Below are 15,517 nucleotides of genomic sequence, written 5' to 3' on the forward strand. Positions count from 1 at the left end.
CTCCTTCCCGTTAAAGCTCTTCCACTATGATATTGGTGTTTGTATAAACGCATATATCAGCTGCCACCTCAAGAGAAGCTTTAGCGATTTCTCTCGCAGACAAATGCTCCCCAGCATAGCTCTTTAGTGACCGGCCTGCAGCGAGTGCGTAGTTCCCGCCTGAACCAATGGCCAGGATGCCATCATCAGGTTCAATGACTTCCCCTGTTCCGCTTACCAGGAGAAGAAACTCTTCATTCATTACAATCAGCATCGCTTCCAGCCTTCTTAAAACCTTATCACTGCGCCATTGCTTTGCTAATTCCACAGAGGCCCGCTGGAGGTTTCCGTTATACTCTTCAAGCTTTGCTTCAAACAGTTCGAATAAAGTGAAGGCATCAGCCACGGATCCCGCAAATCCCGCTATTACTTTACCATTAAATATCTTCCTGACTTTTTTTGCTGTGTGTTTCATCACTACTGCATTGCCAAAGGTGACCTGCCCGTCACCAGCCATGGCACTCTTCCCTTTATGTTTAATTGCAAATATGGTCGTGGCGTGAAATTGAGACATCGTGTCCCTCCTAAAAAGTGAGCATTATTACTATATTATGCCCTTGGGTGATGGGCCATATATGTTTTCTTCAATTTTTCATTTGTGACATGCGTATAGATTTGTGTCGATGACAAAAACGCATGCCCAAGCAATTCTTGAACTGTCCGCAAATCGGCTCCATTATTAAGTAGATGGGTGGCAAACGTATGTCTGAGTTTGTGAGGGTGAATTTTAGCAGTAAGGGATGATTGCTCAATCATTTTATCCAGAATTAGCCTGATTCCTCTCGCAGTCAACGCTCCGCCTCGGCTATTAAGAAAGAGCGCATCCTGGTTAGGCTTGCCTTCAAGAAGCCGCTTCCTCCCATTATCAACATACAGTTTTAAAGCTTCAGCCGCCTTTGTGCCAAAAGGCACATACCTTTCCTTGCCGCCTTTTCCCTTAACCAAGACTGTAGAAAGGAAGAAATCCAGATCCTTGACAGCAATTGTCGAGCATTCACTGACTCGGATGCCAGTCGCATAAAGAAGCTCAAGAATTGCTAAATTCCGCTCGCCTAAAGGTGTATCTGTTTTGCAGGATTGAAACAAAACTTCAAGCTCATCCTCATAAAAAAAGTTCGGAAGCCTTTTCTCACTTTTCGGCAGAACAACCAGTGAGAAAGGATTCTCTTTAATCAAGTTTTCCCTAAGCATGAATTTGTAGAAACTGCGCAGACTCGAAATTTTCCTCGAAATGGTCTTCCGCGCCTGTTTTAACTCAAACAATCGCGTTAAATATAGACGGGCATCATGATATTGAACTTCCTCCACGTTTACAATGCCCTGTTCAGCCAACATTTCGAAGAATTCAACAATTGCATATTCATAATGATCAATTGTATATTGTGAGGAGTTTTTTTCAATTTGTAAATATTCAACAAATAACTTTAAACAAACGTTCACATTTCCCATTAAAATCACCTCGCACGGCCTTTTAAATAGTATCATAATAAAAATAGCTGCGCAAGGACTTTACAAACATTTCACAAATTTCTGAATTGTTTCAAGCGCTCTGTTTGTGTATTGCGGTTCGGTTCTTCTTTTCATAAAATCGTAGCTTTCTTCCTCTTTGGCAATCTGCCATGCAGCTTCACTGCCAGCACCAACAACATAACCCATAAAAAATGTATACCCCAAATAAATTTATGTAAGGTTGTGTTATTTCATTCATCTCCATCATGCGTTTATCAATACGTACAGGCAAGCAAAAAGTTTCATATGGATGAAGTTGAAAACAAAAACTTACCATATGATTCTGCTGCAAATGAAAGGAGCGGGCTGTCCGCCCACTCCTAACTTTGCTGCTCTTCCTTATAGTCGCAAGAGGAACACTGTACCTGAACACCTTTTTTCAACTTCTTTTCTATCAAAACATTGTCACATTTTGGACAGTTTCTTGGCAGCGGTTTATCCCAAGAAAGGAAATCGCATTCTGGGAAACGATCACATCCGTAAAAAATACGCTTTTTCTTGCTTTTCCGCTCTATGACTTGCCCCTTTTCACATTTTGGACACGTAACACCAATGTGTTTGACAATTGCCTTTGTGTTCCGGCAATCAGGGAAATTGCTACAGGCCATAAATTTACCGAATCTGCCCATCTTGAAAACCATTGGGTTTCCGCAATTTTCACAATCTTCGCCTGCGGGTTCGTCCTTAATCTCTACTTCCTGCATTTCTAGTTCTGCCTTTTTCAGACGCTTTTCGAAGTCCTCGTAAAAATCACTTATGATTTCTACCCATTTCATTTTCCCTTCTTCAACATCATCAAGGTTTTGTTCCATTTTTGCGGTGAAATCGACATCAAGGATTTCAGGGAAGAACTCCATCATTAGGTCAATGACGATTTCTCCTAGTTCTGTAGGGACAAACCGTTTATTGTCAAGTGCAACGTAGCCGCGCTTCTGAATTGTATCAAGAGTCGGCGCATATGTTGACGGCCTTCCAATACCCAATTCTTCCAGGGTTTTGACAAGCCTAGCCTCTGTGTAGCGCGGTGGTGGCTGTGTAAAATGCTGTTTTGGTTCAAGGTCAGCTTTTTTTACTTCATCGCCTTCTTTTAAATCAGGGAGCATCCGGTCTTTTTCCTCAACCTGGTCATCTGTCCCTTCAACGTAAAGCTTCATAAAACCAGGAAATTTAATTTTTGAGCCTGTGGCACGGAATGTCACATTTCCATTTATAAGGTCGACACTCATTGTGTCCATGACTGCCTGGGCCATCTGGCTGGCCAGGAAACGCTCCCAGATCAACTTATACAGCCTAAGCTGATCCCTAGTTAAAAATTCTTTTAAAGACGCGGGTTCCTTAAATGCAGAGGTCGGTCGAACAGCTTCATGAGCGTCTTGGGAATTGGTCTGTTTTTTCTCTTTGCCCGCTTCCTCTTTTAAAAACTGTTCACCATAGGCCGACCGAATATAATTTTTCGCTTCCGCCTGGGCTACTTCGGAGATCCTTGTTGAATCTGTTCTCATGTACGTAATTAATCCGACTGTGCCTTCTTTGCCTAGGTCAATCCCTTCGTAAAGCTGCTGGGCAAGCATCATGGTTTTCTTAGCACGGAAATTCAATTTCCTAGCCGCTTCCTGTTGAAGGGAAGAAGTCGTAAATGGTGGAGCGGGATTTCTTCTTCGCTCTTTTTTTGTTACGGAGGCGACTTTGAAATGGTCCCCGCTCATTCCTTTAAGCACACTATTTACATCCTGCTCGGAATTGAGTTCCTTCTTTTTCCCATCTACACCATAAAAGAAGGCCTCAAAGGTTTCCTTTCCCTTTATGAACTTTCCATTAATTGTCCAGTATTCTTCCGGAACAAAAGCCTTTATTTCTTTTTCGCGGTCATTAATCAGCCTGACTGCGACTGATTGAACCCTGCCTGCTGAAAGGCCTTTCTTTACTTTTTTCCAAAGCAACGGGCTTATGTTATAGCCGACGAGTCTGTCCAGGACCCTCCTAGCCTGCTGGGCGTCCACGAGATCCGTATTAATTGCTCTTGGATGTTTAAAGGACTCTTTAATTGCATCCTTCGTTATTTCGTTGAAAACAACCCTGCAATCTGAATTCACATCAACATTAAGGCTGTGGGCCAAATGCCAGGCAATTGCTTCTCCTTCCCTGTCGGGGTCGGCTGCAAGATATACTTTTTTCGCCTTTTTGGCGGCTGTTTTAAGTTCCTTCAAAACAGGACCCTTGCCGCGGATCGTGATGTACTTAACGTCAAAGTTATTTTCTATATCAACGCCCATCTGGCTTTTGGGCAAATCAATCACATGGCCCATGGACGCTTTTACTTTGTATTTTTTTCCTAAATACCGTTCTATTGTCTTCGCCTTAGCAGGCGATTCTACGATGACAAGAAATTCTGCCATTCTGCCGTCCTCCTTGCGAGGGTTATTCTAATACCTGTTGCAAAATGTATACCAGTTTCCTGATAATTTCAACCTTTTTCATTAATTTTACGCAAATTTTTCCAAAAAAACGAGATTTTGGAATGATTTTAAGAAAAGTCCTAAGAATATCTATATAAAACGAACTTAACTTTTGAACATTGTCGCTGATTTGCGCTCCAGGCACTCCGCTTTCCGCGGGGCGTCATTGGAGCCTCCTCGGCGCTTTGGCGCCTGTGGGGTCTCCACCTTGCCGCCGCATCCCGCAGGAGTCTACGTGCCTTCCACTCCAATCAACTAGGTGCAAATCTTAAGTTCAGCCTATATAGACGATTGATTTTCGTTTCCTATCTGAACTCCGACTGTCTGACTGTCCCTGCCAAGTTTACTTGTAAAAAGACATTTCTTCAAGGATATCTTCCGCTTTTGTCACAAGTTTCGCCCCTTCCCGAATAAAATCATTCGTTCCATTCGAAAAAGGATTGAAAATACTGCCGGGAAGGGCAAAGACCTCTCGTCCCTCGTTCACAGCATAATTTGCCGTTATGAGCGAACCACTTTTTTGTTTCGCTTCCACAATAAATGTACCCTTGCAAAGGCCGCTGATAATCCGGTTTCGCATTGGAAAATGCCACCGTGCTGGCTTTGTATCCGGAGGGAACTCCGATAAGACCAGCTGGCTCTTCGCCATTTCACCAAAAAGCTGTCTGTTCTCTTCAGGATATACATGATACAAGCCTCCGGCAATAACTGCAATTGTTCTGCCTCCATTCCCCATCGCGCAAACATGAGCTGAGGTATCAATTCCCTTTGCTAGGCCGCTTACAATGACGACCCCTTTTTCAATAAGCGAAGGAAAGAGAAGCCTAATGGCATTTTTTCCGTATGAGGTTGCCTGGCGGGATCCGACGACGGCGAGTTTAGGTTCTTTTTGCAAAAGCGACAAGTCGCCTTTTGCAAAAAGTGCCCAGGGGGGCTGATAAATATTTTTTAACCAATAGGGGTATTCCGGATCAAAAATTGTTATGATGGAGATTTTGTTCGCTGCGTATTGGAGAAGCAGTCTGGAGATTCTTTCGGTTTGAAGAATTGATGTTGGGGCATCGTGGAGTGGAGATTCGAATGTTTGCATGTTGCCAGTTAAAGAGGATTCGGGGAGTTGTTCTAGGAGCAGCTCTTTTTTCATTGCGCGGGCTGTCGAATTCCAGGTCGCGTTGGGATAGTGGATTAACTCGATCAGCTTTCTTCTGATTGGTTCCATATAATGCCCTCCGTATTTTTTTGTACCGGAATGAGCCCTTCTAATAACTGAAGGGCTTCATCCCTGATTGTCCATTATTAATGGGTCTTACATTTTTCGTATAGGCCTTTTTCCTTTAAAACTTCTATAAGCGTTTCGCCCATTACAGCCGGAGTGGCTGCAACCTTAATACCGCATTCATTCATAACGCGGATTTTTTCGTCAGCCGTTCCCTTGCCACCAGAGATGATGGCGCCGGCATGCCCCATCCTTTTGCCAGGAGGAGCTGTTCGGCCCCCGATAAACCCGACAACAGGCTTAGTCATGTTCGCTTTTACCCACTCGGCAGCTTCTTCCTCGGCTGTACCGCCAATTTCACCGATCATAATAACAGCATATGTTTCAGGGTCTTCATTAAACGCTTTTAAGACATCGATGAAATTCGTCCCGTTGACAGGGTCGCCGCCAATTCCAACGGCAGTCGTCTGGCCGATGCCAGCCTGAGTCAGTTGATGGACAGCCTCATATGTGAGAGTTCCGGAACGGGATACAACACCGACATGCCCTTTTGTATGGATATAACCGGGCATAATGCCGATTTTGCATTCATCCGGCGTAATGACACCAGGGCAGTTAGGTCCTACAAGGCGGGTCTTTTTCCCTTCCATATAGCGCTTGACTTTCACCATGTCAAGGACAGGAATGTGTTCGGTAATGCAGATGGCCAAATCCAAGTCGGCATCCACAGCTTCAATAATTGCATCAGCGGCGAAAGGAGCCGGCACATATATGACGGATGCGTTGGCACCGGTTGCCTCTACAGCTTCACGAACCGTATTGAAAACAGGCACGCCTTCCACTTCCTGGCCGCCTTTTCCCGGCGACGTACCGCCGACGATTTTCGTGCCGTATTCAAGCATTTGCTTTGTATGGAAAAGTGCTGTTGAGCCAGTAATTCCCTGGACAATGACTTTTGTATCTTTATTGATAAAAACGCTCACAACTTTTCCCCCCTCTTATTTCACCAAGGAAACGATTCTTTCGGCACCATCTGCCATTGATTCCGCAGCAACGATATTCAGGCCGGATTCGTTTAGGATTTGCTTGCCAAGTTCAACATTCGTCCCTTCAAGACGGACAACAAGCGGCACTTCAAGGCCAACTTGTTTGGCTGCTTCGACAACACCTGTTGCAATGACATCACACTTCATGATTCCGCCAAAAATGTTGACAAAAATGCCTTTTACTTTTGAATCGGAAAGAATGATTTTGAAAGCTTCGGTTACTTTTTCAGCAGTTGCGCCGCCGCCAACGTCAAGGAAGTTCGCAGGGTCCCCGCCATAATGCTTGACGATATCCATTGTCGCCATTGCAAGCCCGGCCCCGTTCACCATGCAGCCGATATTTCCATCCAGGGCAATATAACTAAGGTCGTATTTGGAGGCTTCGATTTCCTTTGGATCTTCTTCATCAAGGTCACGGTACTCAAGGACATCCTTTTGGCGAAACAAGGCGTTGGAATCAAAATTCAGCTTCGCATCGAGTGCCATCACTTTTCCGTCGCCAGTTACAACTAGAGGGTTGATTTCAGCAATGGAGCAATCTTTTTCAATATAAGCCTGGTAAAGGCTCAGCATAAATTTAACAGCCTGGTTGACAAGTTCCTTTGGAATATTAATATTAAACGCAACGCGGCGGGCCTGAAAAGGCTGGAGCCCGATGACCGGATCGATTTCTTCTTTGAAAATCTTTTCAGGCGTCTTTTCCGCCACTTCTTCGATTTCTGTCCCGCCTTCTTCGGATGCCATCAGGACAACGCGTGATGTTGCCCTATCAAGAACAAGGCCGATATAATATTCCTTTTTAATATCGCAGCCTTCTTCGATTAAGAGGCGTGTCACTTCTTTTCCTTCCGGGCCAGTTTGATGCGTTACCAGCGTTTTTCCGAGAATTTCACTTGCATATGTACGTACTTCGTCAAGATTTTTGGCAACTTTAACACCGCCGGCTTTCCCCCTGCCGCCTGCGTGAATTTGTGCTTTTACAACACAAATCTGTGTTCCAAGCTCACGGGCAGCCTCGACCGCTTCTTCAACCGTGAATGCCACTTTTCCATTAGGGACAGTTACCCCGTAACTCCTGAGTATTTCCTTCCCCTGATACTCGTGGATATTCATTTCCCATCCTCCTAACAACCTATCTCATAATTGCACTGCGCTTTCATTTTATATAATGCCTGCAGGCTTGTCCACACTTTAGGGTTAAACATTCCTATTGCTCCAAATGTTAAGAATCTTCAGTTTTTAATATAAAAAATTGAAACCAGCTTAAAATTAAGCTGGCTTCATTCGTCTTACACGTCAATTTTATCGTTTACATTGTTGGTTTTATTGGAGCAAAGGATTTTCTGTGATATGGAGTTGCACCATATTTTTCAATCGCTCCAAGATGTTCTTTTGTACCGTAGCCCATGTTCTTCTCGAACCCGTAAGAAGGGTACATCTGTGCTAATTCAACCATGAACCTGTCCCGCGCGCTTTTTGCCAAAATGGAAGCCGCGGCAATTGAAATACTCTTTGCATCGCCTTTAATGATTGGTTCAACTGGAAATGGCGTTTCAAGATTGACAGCATCAACGAGTAAATAATCCGGAATGGGATTAAGTGAAGCGGCGGCCGTCTTCATCGCTTTTATGGTAGCCTGGTATATATTCAGCCTATCTATTTCTTGAGCACTTACAAAACTGACATAGAATGCCAGGGCTTCCTGTTTAATGATTCGTTCATACTCATGCCGTTTTCTGGCTGGTATTTTCTTTGAATCATCCAGGCCTGGAAGAAAGAAATCTTCAGGTAAAATAACAGCTGCAGCTACAACCGGGCCAGCTAGCGGACCCCGTCCAGCCTCGTCGATTCCAGCAATCAGCTTATAGCCTCTGCTCCTTGCTTTCCGCTCAAATAGCGTCATCTCATAAAACTTTTCTTTCAGCTTTTTCTCTTCTTCACGATCCTTTTTCCATTTCATTAACAGCTTTTGAACGCCTTTGCGGCCATCTTTCTCAGCCTCTGAGATAAAGGGATCGGTTTCGTCCTTCTTTAAAGAAAGGATTGCCCCAATTTCACCTATGCTAAGTTTCTCCATCCTGTTTCACCCTCTATGTATCTTATTTTCGGAACCTGCCGGCTTATAACAAAGAGTAAAAGGCCCTCATTTTTGAGAGCCGGCTAAAATAATACAAACTCGATAGAAGGCTATTGGCGAACTATGGACGGCTTTTCCTCCGCTAAATTCGCCAAGATGCTTTATTGTCGAACATACGCCTACTTTTCATATGATAAACTCGCCAAGAAACGGTATTGGCAAGTTTACAGCAACTTTTCGCTGCTAAACACGCCATGTTTATTCTGCCAAGCCTTCTTCAGGCCATTCAAATGTTAGCGGACCGAATTTTTCCGACCTGATTTCCCTAACTACAAGCTCGGCAACCTTATCATAATCAACAAGCCCGCCACCGCCCAAAGCCCCTCTGAGCCGTCCGATATGCTCGAACAGTTCAACTGGGTCCTCTGGCAGGGCCGTGAGTTTAAAACGCTCCTGGAGGCGGTCAGGATACTTTTCCTCAAGAAATTTCAGGCCATATAGGGCAAGATCGTGAAGATTTAAGAGTGTATCCTTTATCGCGCCTGTAATGGCAAGCTTTTTGCCGACTACCTGATCCTCGAATTTAGGCCATAATATCCCTGGAGTATCAAGGAGTTCCATCTCCTTGCCAACTTTAATCCATTGCTGGGCTTTCGTAACACCCGGGGTATTGCCTGTTTTAGCTATATTTCTTTTTGCGAGCCTATTGATCAATGTCGATTTCCCTACATTTGGGATACCAACAATCATGGCCCGGATGGCTCTTGGCTTGACGCCTTTCGCTTTCAGACGGTCGAACTTCTCTTTAAGTATTTCATGTGAAGCTGCCGTAATTTGCTTCAGCCCTTCACCAGCCTGGGCATTTATTGCAATGGCGCGGACCCCTTTATCTGCAAAATGGCGAATCCACTTCTTTGTCGCTTCCCTGTCGGCCATATCTGCTTTATTAAGGAGAACGAGCCTTGGTTTGTGCTGGATGATCTCATCAATCATCGGGTTTCGCGATGAATAAGGGATCCTTGCATCAATCAGTTCAATAATAATATCAACGAGTTTAAGTTTTTCTGTTACTTCCCTGCGGGCTTTTGCCATGTGGCCCGGAAACCATTGGATGGTCAAAGCGGCCACCTCCTAAAATCCTATTATTTCTTTTACAAGGCTGTTGTTTATTCGTCTGGTTTAACAACTCGCATGTCTTCGATCGGCCAATAGACAATACTCGTTTTTCCGAGGACTTTTTCCATCGGGATCGTGCCAATGTGCCTGCTGTCCTTCGAATACCTGCGATTATCACCCATTACGAATAATTCACCTTTCGGAACAGTTTTCCTGCCGATTTTCTCCTCTAAAGTGAAAGGGTCTGTTAACGGTCCGTCAACTACCATTTTCTTATATTCATCCAAATATGGCTCTTTATACGCCTTGCCGTTCACATAAAGAACATCATTTTTATATTCGATGTGATCTCCTGGCAGCCCAATGACCCTCTTAATATAATCCTTCTGCTCCGGAGCATGAAAGACGATGATATCGAAACGTTCGGGCTCGCCAACTTGGTAGCTGAATTTATTCACAATCATCCTGTCCTGATGTTTCAGGGTTGGCATCATGGATTGTCCATCAACGACAATCGGGGCAAAAAGGAAATAGCGGATGACTGCAGCTAGTGCTACTGCTACAAGCAGTGCTTTAGTCCATTCCCATACTTCGTTTTTCTTTTTTGTCATAACTTCTTCCCACCCATTTCCTTTAAAAAATATATTGTCCTACATCTATTTTACATAACATTATGTACGTAAACACGATTTATTTGAATTTATTAGCGTCTGGACAGATGATTGTAAAAAATATGAAACATTTTTTAAAGCGGCCTCTTTCAAAATGAACTTCCGGCACAAACCGATTGCTCCATCAAATAAAGAATATCTTCTTTCACTTTGCCTGTTCACATTTAAGCCAAAAAAAGGACTGTTAGATGAACAGCCCCGGAAAAACAAATGAAGCGCCATCGGGGCACCGGCCGAAATGGCAGCGGGACCTGGCGAAGGCGCTTCCTTGTGCTCTTATCGAATTTCTTTGATACGGGCTTTTTTGCCACGTAGTTTGCGCAGGTAGTAAAGTTTCGCACGGCGTACTTTACCGCGGCGCATTACTTCCAATTTCGCAATTTTTGGTGTGTGGACAGGGAAAGTACGCTCTACGCCTACTCCATAGGAAATTTTACGAACAGTAAAAGTTTCGCTGATTCCACCACCACGACGCTTAATCACAACACCTTCAAACAGCTGGATACGCTCACGTGTTCCTTCGACAACCTTAACGTGTACACGTACTGTGTCACCAGGGCGGAATGCAGGAAGATCTGTGCGTAGCTGTTCTTTTGTGATTTCATTGATTAATTGTTGCATCGTATTCAACTCCTCCCACAGATGCTCTTGCAATCAAATACTTTGTGCAGCGGAACATCGTTTTAAGACAAAGGCAAGACTGGCCGGCCTAAGTCACAAGATGTATCTTACCATAAACATAGGGGTTAGGCAATAACTAGCGGCTTTCTTTTTTGATTTCCTCGAGCCATTTTTGGTGGAGTGGATCGAGCTCAATATGATCAAAAAGATCCGGCCTACGCTCCCATGTCCTTCGGAGCGATTCTTTCACGCGCCATTCATCGATATGCTTATGGTTGCCGGAAAGAAGGACATCAGGCACTTTATGCCCCCTGAAATCAGCGGGCCTCGTATAGTGAGGATGCTCCAGCAATCCAGTGCTAAAGGAATCCTGAAGATGTGATTCTTCTTTTCCAAGCACTTCCGGAAGAAGGCGGACGACACTATCGATTACGGTCATGGCACCAAGCTCTCCGCCCGTAAGGATAAAATCGCCAATCGAAATTTCATCGGTAACGATTTCTCTAATCCGTTCATCGTACCCTTCATAATGGCCGCAAATAAAGATCAGATGCTCTTCACCAGCTAATTCTTCTGCCTTCTTTTGTGTATGGCGTTCCCCCTGCGGGCAAAGAAGAATGACCCTTGGCCTCGTTTCGGACGTTTCGGTTAAATAGCGGACAGCATCGAAAATAGGCTGCGGCTTAAGCACCATGCCTGCCCCGCCACCATAAGGGTAATCGTCGACTGTTTTATGCTTATTATCCGAGTACTCGCGAAAATTAACGACACGATAATGAACCGCCTGTTTTTCTTCCGCCCTTTTTAAAATGGAACTTCCGAATACACCTGTAAACATTTCCGGAAAAAGGCTTAAAACATCAATTTTCATCATGACAGCATGCCTTCCAGAGGGTCAATCACAACCAGTTTTCCTTGTATATCGACCTTTAAAACAACTTGGGCAATATACGGGATTAGGTGCTCCTTCCCGCCTTTTCCTTTCACAACCCAGACATCATTCGCACCTGGAGTAAGGATTTCAGTCACTTTCCCAATCTCTTCTCCCTCTGTTGTCAAAACCTTGCAACCAATAATCTCGTGAAAATAAAATTCATCCTCCTCAAGCTCACCCAACTGGGATTCGTGCACTTTAAGGATGCCATCTCTGAATTTTTCCACATCATTTATGTTTGGGTATCCCTCAAACATAAGCAAATCAAAATTTTTGTGCTGCCGGTGGGCTGTTACGGTCAGTTCAAGCGGTTCTTTTTCTTTTGGCAGGAACAAATAAAGTTTGCTCCCGGGCTTGTACCGCTCTTCAGCGAAATCGGTCCGCGAAATCACCCTGACTTCACCTTTTATTCCATGGGTATTGACAATTTTGCCAACATTAAACCAATTATCCATCTGTATCACCTCTTGCGAATCTCTTCTACTTTACCATTTCGAATTATAATTTCCACTTGATGCTGGCCTGCTTCCCAAATGTCGCCTGGCTTTATTTCAATGATCGCCTGAACCTCTGTTTCCTTCAGTTCACTTCCTAATGGTAGCATATGCAGTTGGCTGATTTGAAACTCGATTACTTCAATTCTTTCTCTTCGGGACCGGGTTTCATATTCAAAATACTTTTTTATTTGCCCAGACGGCAGTTTTCCCGCTTTCTCCATTTTCTTTTGCTCGAACTGGAGCTGGCTGCATTCCTTTTCAAGCCGCAGCTTCTTTTCCGTGTATTGCGCTAACAGCTTTTGGCGGCTTTCTTCAGTCAATATTTGCTTCACTGCTATGTTTTGGAGAATTTTCATGAAAAAGCCTCCCTATGTAAACGTACCAAAAAAGGAGGGATTTCTCCCTCCTTTCTTTGCGAAAGCGCCTTAATGGTGTTTCCGCTTTAATACTATCTAGCTGCGGCGGCTAGCCCCTCGAGGTCGCTTCGGTCCCGAAGGTGAAGTCAAAAAACGACTTCTCCTTCGTGCCCTCCAGCGCTTGTCGGGGCTGAACGAGCCGCCTTCGCTTTAAATTATTCACCGATTTCTAAAAACAGTTTCTTTTGTTCTGATGCACCTGCCGCGTAGACAACGGTACGGATTGCTTTTGCAACACGCCCTTGCTTCCCAATTACTTTTCCCATGTCAATCTTGTTGACGGAAAGATGATAGGTAACGCGTTGATCTTCTTCACTAACATTCACACGAACATCCTCAGGAAAATCAACAATAGGCTTTACAATCGTTTCAATCAACTGTTTCATCGTGAACCGCCGCTATTATTTGCCAAGCTTGGCATTGTGGAATTTTTCCATGATGCCAGCTTTGGAGAATAGGTTGCGTACTGTGTCAGATGGCTTTGCGCCATTTTGAAGCCACTTCAGAACCAATTCTTCATTGATGTCCACTGTTGCAGGAGCAGTTACAGGGTTGTAAGTTCCTACTGATTCAATGAAGCGTCCATCACGTGGTGAACGGGAATCTGCTACTACAATACGATAGAAAGGAGATTTTTTAGCTCCCATGCGTTTTAAACGAATTTTTACTGCCATTTTTACTTGCACCTCCGAATAGTGTCACACAAGATAGTATAATACCAATTGTTTTTTAGTTTGTAAAGCTTTTTTTCTTAACACCTAAAATCAGGAAAATAATGCTGCTTTTTCTGTAGATTTCCGCTCCAGGCACACGCTTTCCGCGGGGGGTCAGTGGAGCCTCCTCGGCGCATTAGCGCCTGTGGGTCTTCACCTTGCCGCTACATACTGCCGGAGTCGGTGCCCTCCGCTCAAATCTACAAAGGGAGAAACTCAACGAACTGTTTCCTATCAAAAAGGATTGAACGGAAGCTTGAAGCCGCCTTTTTTCTTGCCTTTTTGTTGCATGCCTGTCATTTGTTTCATCATTTTCTTCATGTCCTCGAATTGCTTGAGCAGACGGTTGACCTCGGGTACGGTCCTTCCGCTTCCTTTTGCAATTCTTTGCTTGCGCTTCGAGTTGATGATCTCGGGATGTTCCTTTTCCTTTGGAGTCATCGACCTGATAATTGCTTCAACGTGGGCAATTTGCTTCTCATCAATGGAGACGTTGTTCAGGCCCTTGATTTTATTGGCCCCTGGAAGCATTTTCAGGATATCCTCGAGGGGACCCATATTTCGGACTTGTCCGAGCTGGTCAAGGAAATCATCGAGCGTGAAAGATGCTGTCCGCATTTTCTGCTCAAGCTCTCTCGCCTTTTCCTCATCAACATTCGCCTGGGCTTTTTCGATGAGGGTCATGACGTCGCCCATGCCGAGAATCCTGGATGCCATCCTTTCAGGGTGAAACGCTTCAATGGCGTCCAATTTCTCACCAAGACCAATGAATTTAATCGGAGTGTTGGTTACGGATCGGATGGAAAGCGCAGCACCGCCTCTCGTGTCGCCATCAAGCTTTGTCAGGACAACACCTGTCAGGCCAAGCTGCTCATTGAAGCTTTGGGCAACATTGACGGCGTCCTGTCCTGTCATCGCATCTACGACTAGGAAAATTTCGTTTGGCTTTGCCAGTTCCTTTATGTCCTTCAGTTCATCCATGAGCGCCTCATCGACATGGAGGCGTCCCGCGGTATCAATCAGGACATAGTCGTTATGGTCTTCGCGCGCTTTGGCGATCGCCTGCTTCGCAATTTCAACAGGGCTTACTTGGTCACCGAGTGAAAACACCGGCATATCAAGCTGCTTCCCGAGTGTTTCAAGCTGCTTGATGGCCGCCGGCCTGTATATATCGGCTGCGACAAGCAGCGGTTTCCTGTTATATTTCTTCCTGAGCAGATTGGCGAGCTTCCCAGTTGTGGTTGTTTTACCGGCACCTTGCAAGCCGACCATCATGATAACGGTTGGGGGCCGGTTTGAAACAGCGATTTTGCTTTGTTCGCCGCCCATCAGCTCGGTCAGTTCCTCTTTGACCACTTTGATGACCTGCTGGCCTGGTGTCAGGCTTTTCAAGACTTCTTGGCCGACAGCCCGTTCGCTGACCTTTTTAACGAACTCCTTGACTACTTTAAAGTTGACGTCTGCTTCAAGCAGGGCCAGCCGGACTTCCCTCATCATTTCCTTGACATCCGCTTCATTTACCTTGCCTTTTCCACGGATTCTCTGGAGGGTATTCTGCAGTCGGTCGGCTAATCCTTCAAATGCCATAATGCCGCCTCCTAATCTAGTTTTTCAAGCTCAGCCACTGCATCAAGCAGGGCTTGCTTAGGGGGTGGATCGGAGTTGATCAACTCTTTGATTTTGCCTAAAAGGGCAACGCGCCCCTGGAACTTCTGCAGCAGCAGAAGCTTTTCTTCGTATTCCTCAAGCATTGCTTCAGTACGTTTAATATTATCATATACCGCCTGGCGGCTGACATCATACTCTTCGGCAATTTCCCCGAGCGAATAATCATCCAGGTAGTAGAGAGACATGTAGCTCTGCTGTTTTTCTGTCAACAACGAATGGTAAAAATCATAAAGATAATTTATTCTCGTTGTTTTCTCAAGCATGCTATCCCTCCTTGTTAAGTGAAAAACCTTTACATCGCTAGTTTACAGTTAAGGCGTAGTGGTGTCAAGGTGCTTCGAGGGTTGACAAATCAATGTTTAATAAATAAGCGGAGAAAATTCTCTTATTTAGAAAATAGCACTGAAAATAGCTTAAATAGAGGGAGAAATTTCTCCTATTTCCTAATAAAACGTAAAAAAGAGTAATTTTGCATTGCTTAAGCTGAAAATCTTCCCTTATATCCTGCAAACCGAGCCCTATTCTCCAGCATTAGGGG

18 protein-coding genes are annotated in these 15,517 nt (G+C 44.6%); all 18 read right to left on the minus strand.

Translation table 11 applies throughout. The annotated features are described in order from the left end of the window. Nucleotides 1-10 precede the first annotated feature (10 nt). Complete coding sequence (gene hslV, locus D1B31_RS16995) at nt 11-553, minus strand: ATP-dependent protease subunit HslV (RefSeq protein ID WP_118922604.1); 543 nt, start codon at nt 551-553, stop codon at nt 11-13. A 35-nt stretch (nt 554-588) separates the two neighbouring features. Beyond that, entirely contained in the window at nt 589-1,524 is a 936-nt protein-coding gene (gene xerC, locus D1B31_RS17000) for a tyrosine recombinase XerC (protein WP_240035317.1), read from the minus strand. Nucleotides 1,525-1,548: 24 nt separating this feature from the next. Continuing rightward, nucleotides 1,549-1,695, minus strand: coding sequence for a hypothetical protein (locus D1B31_RS24360; RefSeq protein WP_158587578.1), 147 nt, complete (start codon nt 1,693-1,695; stop codon nt 1,549-1,551). A 173-nt stretch (nt 1,696-1,868) separates the two neighbouring features. Then, nucleotides 1,869-3,944: a type I DNA topoisomerase gene (topA, locus tag D1B31_RS17005; protein WP_118922608.1), complete on the minus strand. Its 2,076-nt coding sequence runs from the start codon at nt 3,942-3,944 to the stop codon at nt 1,869-1,871. A 403-nt stretch (nt 3,945-4,347) separates the two neighbouring features. Further along, nucleotides 4,348-5,223 carry a DNA-processing protein DprA gene (dprA, locus tag D1B31_RS17010; protein WP_118922610.1) on the minus strand — a complete coding sequence of 292 codons (876 nt, stop codon included), beginning with the start codon at nt 5,221-5,223 and terminating at the stop codon, nt 4,348-4,350. 77 nt (nt 5,224-5,300) lie between these two features. Beyond that, nucleotides 5,301-6,203, minus strand: a complete 903-nt coding sequence (sucD, locus tag D1B31_RS17015) for a succinate--CoA ligase subunit alpha (protein ID WP_118922612.1) — start codon at nt 6,201-6,203, stop codon at nt 5,301-5,303. Between the two features lie 15 nt (nt 6,204-6,218). After that, complete coding sequence (sucC, locus tag D1B31_RS17020) at nt 6,219-7,379, minus strand: ADP-forming succinate--CoA ligase subunit beta (RefSeq protein ID WP_118922614.1); 1,161 nt, start codon at nt 7,377-7,379, stop codon at nt 6,219-6,221. A gap of 196 nt (nt 7,380-7,575) precedes the next feature. Then, nucleotides 7,576-8,343, minus strand: a complete 768-nt coding sequence (locus D1B31_RS17025) for a ribonuclease HII (protein ID WP_118922616.1) — start codon at nt 8,341-8,343, stop codon at nt 7,576-7,578. A gap of 258 nt (nt 8,344-8,601) precedes the next feature. Continuing rightward, on the minus strand, nt 8,602-9,462 hold the full coding sequence (ylqF, locus tag D1B31_RS17030; protein WP_118922618.1) for a ribosome biogenesis GTPase YlqF: 861 nt from the start codon (nt 9,460-9,462) through the stop codon (nt 8,602-8,604). A 47-nt stretch (nt 9,463-9,509) separates the two neighbouring features. Next, complete coding sequence (gene lepB, locus D1B31_RS17035) at nt 9,510-10,070, minus strand: signal peptidase I (protein WP_118922620.1); 561 nt, start codon at nt 10,068-10,070, stop codon at nt 9,510-9,512. Between the two features lie 336 nt (nt 10,071-10,406). Further along, nucleotides 10,407-10,751, minus strand: coding sequence for a 50S ribosomal protein L19 (rplS, locus tag D1B31_RS17040; protein WP_118922622.1), 345 nt, complete (start codon nt 10,749-10,751; stop codon nt 10,407-10,409). A gap of 136 nt (nt 10,752-10,887) precedes the next feature. Further along, nucleotides 10,888-11,622 carry a tRNA (guanosine(37)-N1)-methyltransferase TrmD gene (trmD, locus tag D1B31_RS17045; protein WP_118922891.1) on the minus strand — a complete coding sequence of 245 codons (735 nt, stop codon included), beginning with the start codon at nt 11,620-11,622 and terminating at the stop codon, nt 10,888-10,890. Beyond that, nucleotides 11,622-12,140 (minus strand): ribosome maturation factor RimM, encoded by a 519-nt coding sequence (gene rimM, locus D1B31_RS17050; RefSeq protein WP_118922624.1) that lies wholly within the window; start codon nt 12,138-12,140, stop codon nt 11,622-11,624. The genes trmD and rimM overlap by 1 nt, the downstream gene beginning before the upstream one ends. A gap of 5 nt (nt 12,141-12,145) precedes the next feature. Further along, on the minus strand, nt 12,146-12,538 hold the full coding sequence (locus D1B31_RS17055; protein ID WP_118922626.1) for a YlqD family protein: 393 nt from the start codon (nt 12,536-12,538) through the stop codon (nt 12,146-12,148). 215 nt (nt 12,539-12,753) lie between these two features. Beyond that, nucleotides 12,754-12,984, minus strand: coding sequence for a KH domain-containing protein (locus tag D1B31_RS17060; RefSeq protein WP_118922628.1), 231 nt, complete (start codon nt 12,982-12,984; stop codon nt 12,754-12,756). Between the two features lie 15 nt (nt 12,985-12,999). After that, entirely contained in the window at nt 13,000-13,272 is a 273-nt protein-coding gene (rpsP, locus tag D1B31_RS17065; protein WP_118922630.1) for a 30S ribosomal protein S16, read from the minus strand. A 273-nt stretch (nt 13,273-13,545) separates the two neighbouring features. Beyond that, a complete protein-coding gene (ffh, locus tag D1B31_RS17070) occupies nt 13,546-14,898 on the minus strand; it encodes a signal recognition particle protein (RefSeq protein ID WP_118922632.1) in 1,353 nt (450 codons plus the stop codon). A gap of 11 nt (nt 14,899-14,909) precedes the next feature. Next, nucleotides 14,910-15,242, minus strand: coding sequence for a putative DNA-binding protein (locus D1B31_RS17075; protein WP_118922634.1), 333 nt, complete (start codon nt 15,240-15,242; stop codon nt 14,910-14,912). Nucleotides 15,243-15,517: the final 275 nt, after the last annotated feature.

The organism is Neobacillus notoginsengisoli (assembly GCF_003515685.1).
GTDB classification, from domain to species: domain Bacteria; phylum Bacillota; class Bacilli; order Bacillales; family Cytobacillaceae; genus Bacillus_D; species Bacillus_D notoginsengisoli.

Excerpts from the sequence above, each read along its gene's own strand:
- hslV (WP_118922604.1), bottom strand. The coding sequence starts at position 553 with ATGTCTCAATTTCACGCCACGACCATATTTGCAATTAAACATAAAGGG.
- xerC (WP_240035317.1), bottom strand. The coding sequence starts at position 1,524 with ATGATACTATTTAAAAGGCCGTGCGAGGTGATTTTAATGGGAAATGTG.
- D1B31_RS24360 (WP_158587578.1), bottom strand. The coding sequence starts at position 1,695 with ATGGGTTATGTTGTTGGTGCTGGCAGTGAAGCTGCATGGCAGATTGCC.
- topA (WP_118922608.1), bottom strand. The coding sequence starts at position 3,944 with ATGGCAGAATTTCTTGTCATCGTAGAATCGCCTGCTAAGGCGAAGACA.
- dprA (WP_118922610.1), bottom strand. The coding sequence starts at position 5,223 with ATGGAACCAATCAGAAGAAAGCTGATCGAGTTAATCCACTATCCCAAC.
- sucC (WP_118922614.1), bottom strand. The coding sequence starts at position 7,379 with ATGAATATCCACGAGTATCAGGGGAAGGAAATACTCAGGAGTTACGGG.
- D1B31_RS17025 (WP_118922616.1), bottom strand. The coding sequence starts at position 8,343 with ATGGAGAAACTTAGCATAGGTGAAATTGGGGCAATCCTTTCTTTAAAG.
- lepB (WP_118922620.1), bottom strand. The coding sequence starts at position 10,070 with ATGACAAAAAAGAAAAACGAAGTATGGGAATGGACTAAAGCACTGCTT.
- rplS (WP_118922622.1), bottom strand. The coding sequence starts at position 10,751 with ATGCAACAATTAATCAATGAAATCACAAAAGAACAGCTACGCACAGAT.
- trmD (WP_118922891.1), bottom strand. The coding sequence starts at position 11,622 with ATGAAAATTGATGTTTTAAGCCTTTTTCCGGAAATGTTTACAGGTGTA.
- rimM (WP_118922624.1), bottom strand. The coding sequence starts at position 12,140 with ATGGATAATTGGTTTAATGTTGGCAAAATTGTCAATACCCATGGAATA.
- D1B31_RS17055 (WP_118922626.1), bottom strand. The coding sequence starts at position 12,538 with ATGAAAATTCTCCAAAACATAGCAGTGAAGCAAATATTGACTGAAGAA.
- D1B31_RS17060 (WP_118922628.1), bottom strand. The coding sequence starts at position 12,984 with ATGAAACAGTTGATTGAAACGATTGTAAAGCCTATTGTTGATTTTCCT.
- rpsP (WP_118922630.1), bottom strand. The coding sequence starts at position 13,272 with ATGGCAGTAAAAATTCGTTTAAAACGCATGGGAGCTAAAAAATCTCCT.
- ffh (WP_118922632.1), bottom strand. The coding sequence starts at position 14,898 with ATGGCATTTGAAGGATTAGCCGACCGACTGCAGAATACCCTCCAGAGA.
- D1B31_RS17075 (WP_118922634.1), bottom strand. The coding sequence starts at position 15,242 with ATGCTTGAGAAAACAACGAGAATAAATTATCTTTATGATTTTTACCAT.